This window comes from Candidatus Thiosymbion oneisti, assembly GCF_900092655.1.
In the GTDB taxonomy this organism is placed as follows: domain Bacteria; phylum Pseudomonadota; class Gammaproteobacteria; order Chromatiales; family Chromatiaceae; genus Thiosymbion; species Thiosymbion oneisti.
In genome coordinates, this window is record NZ_FLUY01000861.1 from 1 (window position 1) to 6,952 (window position 6,952).

The 6,952-nt window shown below is 57.9% G+C and carries 8 protein-coding genes; all 8 read left to right on the forward strand.

What is annotated here, in order from left to right; genetic code table 11:
• Positions 1–9 precede the first annotated feature (9 nt).
• Positions 10–165 (forward strand): addiction module protein, encoded by a 156-nt coding sequence (locus BQ17_RS09075; RefSeq protein WP_089726346.1) that lies wholly within the window; start codon positions 10–12, stop codon positions 163–165.
• Between the two features lie 502 nt (positions 166–667).
• Positions 668–904 carry a hypothetical protein gene (locus BQ17_RS09085; protein ID WP_089726329.1) on the forward strand — a complete coding sequence of 79 codons (237 nt, stop codon included), beginning with the start codon at positions 668–670 and terminating at the stop codon, positions 902–904.
• On the forward strand, positions 901–1,347 hold the full coding sequence (locus BQ17_RS09090) for a putative toxin-antitoxin system toxin component, PIN family (protein ID WP_089726331.1): 447 nt from the start codon (positions 901–903) through the stop codon (positions 1,345–1,347). The genes BQ17_RS09085 and BQ17_RS09090 overlap by 4 nt, the downstream gene beginning before the upstream one ends.
• A gap of 259 nt (positions 1,348–1,606) precedes the next feature.
• Positions 1,607–2,809 carry an ABC-three component system protein gene (locus tag BQ17_RS09095; protein WP_089726332.1) on the forward strand — a complete coding sequence of 401 codons (1,203 nt, stop codon included), beginning with the start codon at positions 1,607–1,609 and terminating at the stop codon, positions 2,807–2,809.
• Positions 2,806–3,288, forward strand: a complete 483-nt coding sequence (locus BQ17_RS09100; RefSeq protein ID WP_089726334.1) for a three component ABC system middle component — start codon at positions 2,806–2,808, stop codon at positions 3,286–3,288. Before BQ17_RS09095 ends, BQ17_RS09100 begins: the two co-directional genes overlap by 4 nt.
• Positions 3,285–3,977, forward strand: coding sequence for a hypothetical protein (locus BQ17_RS09105; protein WP_089726336.1), 693 nt, complete (start codon positions 3,285–3,287; stop codon positions 3,975–3,977). The genes BQ17_RS09100 and BQ17_RS09105 overlap by 4 nt, the downstream gene beginning before the upstream one ends.
• Positions 3,978–4,181: 204 nt before the next feature.
• A complete protein-coding gene (locus BQ17_RS09110) occupies positions 4,182–5,237 on the forward strand; it encodes a DUF3732 domain-containing protein (protein WP_176722358.1) in 1,056 nt (351 codons plus the stop codon).
• 461 nt (positions 5,238–5,698) lie between these two features.
• The gene (locus BQ17_RS09120; protein ID WP_089726342.1) at positions 5,699–6,757 is read left to right on the forward strand and encodes a Fic family protein; all 1,059 of its coding nucleotides are present in this window, start codon (positions 5,699–5,701) and stop codon (positions 6,755–6,757) included.
• Positions 6,758–6,952: the final 195 nt, after the last annotated feature.

A 6,952-nucleotide genomic window follows, 5' to 3' on the forward strand; every position in this document is an offset into this window, starting at 1 on the left:
CAGGACCTCCTGGCCAGCCTCGACGGAGCTCCCGATCCCGGTGTCGCACAAGCCTGGGAGACGGAGATCCTGCGGCGTCTGGACCAAGTAGACGGCGGGACGGCCAAGCTGATCGACCGGGAGGAGCTGCGCCGCCGGATGCGCACCCGCATGGCTGGTGTTTGATGCGATCGGTCAGAGTTCTCGAGGCCGCCGCCGATGATGAGGCAGCCGAAGCTGCATCCTGGTACGAACGCCAACATCCCGGACTCGGCGTAGCGTTCCAACAGGCAGTTGACGCGGTGCTCGATCTACTGGAAAACAAGCTCGTTCCCCTTGCATTCGTCCCAGGCACCGCTGGAAAACGGGAGCAAAACATCTCCTACTCAAACGATTCCTCTTCTTGTAATCGTTCGTGAACATGGTTCCGGGTTTCTCATGATCGACTTTGCTCACCATTCGAGACGTCCGGGATACTGGCGCGACCGGCTTATCACATAAGCGAATGCCTACTATGTCTGCCCGGCGCTGAGATGAGCCGCAGGCTCAATGCGGAATAGGTGGTCTGCTTGATCCGTGTGTTAGGCGACTTCTTTAACCGGAGCATCCGAAATTGACTGAGCTTGGTCCCTTTTCTGCCCCGTAACGGTCAGAATGAGCCGGATTTACGGATTTCTGAGGAATTACGATGAATGCGTACAAAACCTACGTCGAAGTAGATCCGTCCGGTCGAGTCGTCTTGGAGCACCTTCCATTTCGCGCGGGGGCTCGGGTTGAGGTATTGGTCGTCGATCAGAGCCCCGAGGCCGGAGAAGTGGAAAGCTGGCATGCACTTTTCAGGCACATTCGGAGCTTGCCTCAGTCTCGATCGATCACTGACGAAGATATCACCAAGGAGATCGACGACTATCGGAGTGGCCGGTGAGGGTTGTGATTGACACCAGCGTGCTGGTGTCCGCCGCGATTCGCGACCGGTTGCCCGAGCAGGTGCTGCTGTGGTGCGTCGCTCGACCCGGACTCGATTGGCTCGTCACCGCGGAGATCCTCGAGGAATATATCGAAGTAGTGAATCGGCCCAAGTTTGGACTCGAGTCTGCAACCGTCGCCTGGTGGGTGGAGCTGATCGGCCGGCGTACCCGGATGGTCACGCCGCAGGTCGAGATTGCGTTTCCGCGGGATCGTAAGGACGCAAAATTCCTGATCTGCGCCCTATCCGGGGACGCGGACCTTCTCATCACCGGGGATGGAGATTTCAAAGAGGCCCGAACGTTGATCAGGGCATCCATTGTGAACGTGCGGCAATTCGCGCAGTGTTACATGTCCGATCTGGCCCGAAAGAGATCAGGATCGACTGATCTCTTGACGTGAAACGATGATCGAGCAAGTCGCTTCGGGCCCGGCCCCGTTGTCCGATCCATCCAAGTACGTGATAGGGAGTGTATGCCGTCACCAGGATTTCCCGAAACAGACCTTCAATGAGTGTCATTGGTGAGGGATTTTGTGGTGCGTTCCCCATTTTTGTGACCTTAAGTGGCTTGCCTTATACTCAGTTGCGGGGAGATTGAGATGGAACCATTCATGGAGAGGATTCCCGTGATGAGACAAGAAGCGGAAAGAGAGGGGCCAAATGGCAACAACGAGCAACCACTCCGCTCGTGATCCGGCAGTTGGGTTCTACTACCAGGGGCTCTATGCCCTCGTTGTCCTTCTGGATGCAGACGATCTGGCGAGCGCAATCATCGAGGGCGATGACGACATTCAACTCGATGGCCCTGAGCCCAAACTGATTCAACTCAAACACAGTCTCGGGAACCCACCAGCCTTCAACGAGCACAACGATGGATTCTGGAAGGCAATTCACAACTGGATCGCCCATCTCCACGAGGGGCACTCCCATTTCCTGTTTATAACGACTGCGGAAGTCGATTCCGCATCTCCTCTTACCGGGCTGACGAGCGGCGGAAGCCAAAGGCAATCTGTTGTGGATAGTCTGGTAAACGAGGCCCAGCACGTCCGCGATCATCGGCAACAACAAGAAGATACCGGAAAAACTCTTTCGTATAAGAAACGTTGGCTTGGCTGCAAAGCCTTTCTTGACTTGTCTGCTAAGGATCGCCGACACCTGGTTGAGCGGATACAATTGATGCCACGCTCATTCGTGGCCACACGAATAGTCGATGAAGTTGAGCGGCGGTTGTTGATTGTACCCTTGCGGATACGCAGGCAGCTTGCGGAACGCCTTATCGAATGGTGGGACTGGCAGGCAGCTTCCGCGCTAATCGGACTGAGAGAGCGAACCGTCAGTAAACAAGAGGTACTGGAGAAAATCAGCGACTTGATTCAATCCCTGGGGGAGGATGCTTTGCCCGATGACTACGGGCACCGCACACCGCCAAAGGGCGAGGGTCTGGGCAACAACTTGACGCGCCAAATCCGTCTCGTCGGCGGTGGGGAGCGTCGCATCGACCGAGCAGCGAGGGACCGGTGGCGCGCCCGCAACCAACGAGGGCGTTGGCTGGATGAAAGGCTGTCCAACATCTCGGAGCTAAAACGTTTCGATGACTCTTTGGCAGAGGCATGGAAGGACCGCCACGACGAATTGCAGGAAGACTGCGACGCCGGACGTAAAGAGCCGGAGTCGGGTGGTCGCGGTCTTCTCGACTGGTCATACCACACCGCCCCCGGACAGCTTCCTCCGATCCGTTCGAGTTGGCGGGAGGCTTATCTTGTCCACGGTAGCTATCAGCAGATGGCCGAAGAGCTCGAGGTCGGTTGGCATCCGGAATATCGAGCCCTACTCGACCCGGAGCATTCCGAAAAAGAACCATGACGCTCATCGACATCTACGCGGCGGAGAATCCGGTCTTTGGTGCAATTCTGTTGCACGGCTGCGCGGCTGGTTATCTGGAATCGGCTGGAAAGGGGGTCCCCTACCCCTTGTTCTTCCCCGTCCTTCCATTGGTTGTCTCCGAATATACCGCTGCGAGCTTCGATGGGACCAACGCCAGCACCGGATTGTTCGACTGGCTTGCCAAGCGACCGGAGGTGTTGATTGGCTTGGCCGACGCTATCCGCGCAACCGTACCCTTCACTCGTACCTCGCTGGTATTTGCAATTCGTCACCGGCTGATGGACGTCTCACCAGATCAGCGTTTCGCTCCGGTGACGCACATGCCCTGGCGGCAGCCACGTTGGCGTTCCAGTGACGAAAGAGGGCGTGCCCTGGGATTGGCCCGTCGACTGGGTACTTGGTTGGGCCGCATCGACGATCCCGCTACCCTGTTTCACCGTTTGGGAATAGCGCCATGAAGCGATGGAATCTGGAACGAATCATCCTATACAGCCACGATAACCGTTCCCACTCCGTGGATCTGATTCCCGGTTCCGTGAACATCATTACCGGTGATTCGAACACTGGTAAAACGGCACTGGCCGAGATCATCGACTACTGCCTGGGGTCGTCCCGCTGCAACATCCCGGACTTCGTGAAGCTACGTTGTGCCTGGGTTGCAACGCTTTGGATGCGTGACGCCACACGGATTTTTCTCGCCCGGCGGGTCCCCGACCTTTACCGACAAACTACGTCGGATTACTGCCTCTATACGGGTACCGAAGTGGCAGCACCGTCCCGGACAGAACAACTGACTTCCAATACAAACAACGGTGGGCTTCGGCGATTCGAGGAGATGCTGGGCATGGGCGAGGTCAGAGGCGAAACCTTGGGAGCGTCCACGCGCACGGCTAAGCGGATTTCGCTGCGAAATGCGATGGCGTTTCTGTTTCAAACGGCCGACATCATTATCAATCCGTCGGTTCTCCTTAGAGGGACGCAGGACCAACAGCGCTACAACACCATTGATGCCTTTCCCTATTTTCTCGGAGTGGTGGACGAGGATTCCGCCGCGCGGGAAGGGAAGCTTCGACGACTCAGACGCGAGCTTCGCCGTTTGGAACGTGAACAGAAAGAGGCGGAGGCGCTTGCCGACCGGTACTCCTGAAGAATCGATCAACTGGCTCAACGCGGTATTGAGCTGGGAATGCTCCCACCGGATATCGGTACTGCGATGCAATCGGAACCTCTCCAGGTCCTTCGAGACCTTACCGGCTGGCACCCCGGTATCACCGGTAGTGACGAGCCGCCATCCCGCGTCGCCGGGCTTCGGATCGAGGAGCAAGCCACGCGGAGACAGCTCAGAACCGTTGTGGAACAGCGGGAAGCCGCCGATCAAGTCTGGCGGGATGCGTCCGATTTCCAGCAAACAACCGAACGGCAAGCACGGCGTATCGAGGCCGTCAACCTCCTGAAAGAGGAAACAGACACAAGCCACTGTCCTTTCTGCGAGGCTCCCCTGGATGAGTCGACAGAGCCGGTCGAGCGTTTACGCGAAAGCCTGGAGATTCTTCGCACTGAGCTCGAAGACGTGGATTTGGAACGTCCTCGTATCAACCGACACATCGAAGAGCTGCGGGAACGAGAGGTGGAGCTTGGGGAAACCATAAAGCGGCTTCGTCTTCAGATTGAGGCAGCCGTGTCTGAAGATGACGCCCTCAGGGCAGATGAAGACCTGGACGGTCGTCGAAGCCGACTCGCCGGGTCCGCGGAGACCCTTCTGGAGGCGCTTCCTACCGATGCTCAACCGGGCGAAGCGACAAAGATCGCCGAGCTTCGGGAAGAAATTACAAGCCTCGCGGCTGAATTGGATCCCCAGGGCAAGGAGCAAGCCCTGGACGCGATGCGCCTGCATATTGGCCGGATGGCGACCAAGTACCTCCGCCGTCTTCCGTTTGCCGCCGAATACCACGAAGCTGAGGCAGACCTCAACTTAAAGACCTTGCAGGCCGGCATTGCCGTAGAGTCGCGATACATCCCCATGCGCAGCATCGGATCGGACGAGAACTACCTGAGTATGCATGTCTCCTTTGCGCTGGCCTTGCAGAAGGTGTTGTCGGAGCGCGGCCGCCCAGTCCCCGGACTGATCGTCTTTGATCAGATCAGTCGGCCCTATTTCCCGGCTGACCGCTATGAAACGGTGGTCGACGTCGCGAGCGTTGCGGAAGAAAAACGTGGTGAGAGCGAAAAATTGAAGCAGTATTTCGACCTGCTGTTCGACGAAATAGAACGGGCTACATCGCTCCAGATCATCGTTCTTGAGCATGCCTATTTCTCCGACGATGAACGATTTAGGCAAGCGACACGCGAGCAGTGGCCATCGGGACGCGGGCTGGTACCGGCGGATTGGCCAGCGTCGATGCCATAGCTAGTACACCTATGCGTAATTAACGGAAACATAGCCCACAACTATTCGATCCCCTCTCCCAAGATCCCTCGCTCCGCTTGGGACAAGCTCCTCTCCCGGCAGGAGGGTGTCGCAAAAGCCCTGCTGTGGATTCTCGGGATGTGGAAACGAAACATCGCCACTTCCTGTTTCCTTGTATTTTCAATCACTTGCAGCACCCGGAAAGAGTGGTCTATCCCCAAACCATGCAGGCGAGACGCCTGCGCTACGTCGGGCGTCATCTTTTACGACACCCTCGGCGGGAGAGGGGCTTTTCGTGTCTGCCTGGAAGCATTCGTGTTAATTCGTGTCCATTCGTGGTTCTTGGTTTCGGTTTTTGTACCCAGCCGTACTAGCTGCAAGCTCACTGAACGACACCTAGATGATCTCAGGACCGTCCTGACCAAAGATGCAGATGACGAGGGAACCGAAGAGTCCCCATCATGACCAGCCTCCGCCTATTCGCCTCGGCCACCGTACCTGTTCACCCATCCGCGGCCTGGTATCTCGCCGACCTGGGTGAATTTCGGGGCATGCAGACTCTGTACACCCGCCAGTCGCCCCAGCAATTGGAGGTACTACGGGCACACGCCCTGATCGAGAGTGCGGTCTCGTCCAACCGCATCGAAGGGGTGTCGGTGGCGCCGGAGCGGCTACGCGAGCTCTGGGCGGCACCCAGACCCTTGTTCCGGGACCGGGACGAGGAAGAGGTCCGCGGCTATCGTGATACCTTGACCTGGATTCACGAGGAGGCGGAGAGGATTCCTCTGGACGAGGTTACGATCAAGCGCCTGCACACAATGGCTCGCGGGGAGATTTGGGATGCCGGGCACTACAAGGAGAAGGACGCCGACATCCTCGAACGCTATCCGGACGGGCGTGAGCGGGTCCGTTTTCGGACGGTGCCGGCAGCAGAGACCCCCGAGCGTATGGCGCTGCTCCTGGCGGACTGGCAGCTCTGCCTCGACGAAGCCTGGGTGCATCCCTTGATCGCGCTGGCCGCTTTCAACCTGGATTTTCTGTGCATCCACCCCTTCCGCGATGGCAACGGACGAGTGTCGCGCCTGCTGTGGTTGCTGCAGAGCTACCGACTTGGCTATGACGTGGGCCGCTTCGTGAGCCTGGAACGGTTGGTGGAACAGAACAAGGAACGCTATTACGAGACCCTGGAGCAGAGCTCCCAAGGTTGGCACGAGGGCGAAAACGATCCTTGGCCCTACATAAACTTCGTTCTGTCGATTACGAAGGCGGCCTATCGAGAATTCGCCGAGCGGGTGGGGGGAATCAGGGAGCCGCGGGGAGCCAAGCGCGAGCAGGTGCTCAGGGAAATCGAGCAACTGACGGCCAGGGTAGCCGGCAGCTTCACGTTGAAGGAACTGGAGCATACCTGTCCCGGTGTCAGCCGGGATATGGTGCGGCGGGTACTGCGGGAACAGCAATCGGCGGGAGTCGTGGAGTGCCAAGGGCGAGGCCCCGGAGCCAGCTGGAGAAAGAGAGGGTAATTACCCTTAAATGGGGGCAATAGTAAGGGCAATGTTTCCGACAAGCTCCCAGATCCATACCGCTGGATCTGCTCACTAGCCTTGCTGCGACGGAACGCGAACTTTATTCCAGAAGCCACTCCTGATTCAGGATTTCGCTCGGTTCCCAAGGGCAGATTTCCGGAAAGTCGGAGAGGCCGGTCTCTTCGGCCGCTT

Coding starts and splice junctions, on each gene's coding strand:
- BQ17_RS09095 (WP_089726332.1), top strand. CDS start 1,607: ATGGCAACAACGAGCAACCACTCCGCTCGTGATCCGGCAGTTGGGTTC.
- BQ17_RS09085 (WP_089726329.1), top strand. CDS start 668: ATGAATGCGTACAAAACCTACGTCGAAGTAGATCCGTCCGGTCGAGTC.
- BQ17_RS09105 (WP_089726336.1), top strand. CDS start 3,285: ATGAAGCGATGGAATCTGGAACGAATCATCCTATACAGCCACGATAAC.
- BQ17_RS09120 (WP_089726342.1), top strand. CDS start 5,699: ATGACCAGCCTCCGCCTATTCGCCTCGGCCACCGTACCTGTTCACCCA.
- BQ17_RS09100 (WP_089726334.1), top strand. CDS start 2,806: ATGACGCTCATCGACATCTACGCGGCGGAGAATCCGGTCTTTGGTGCA.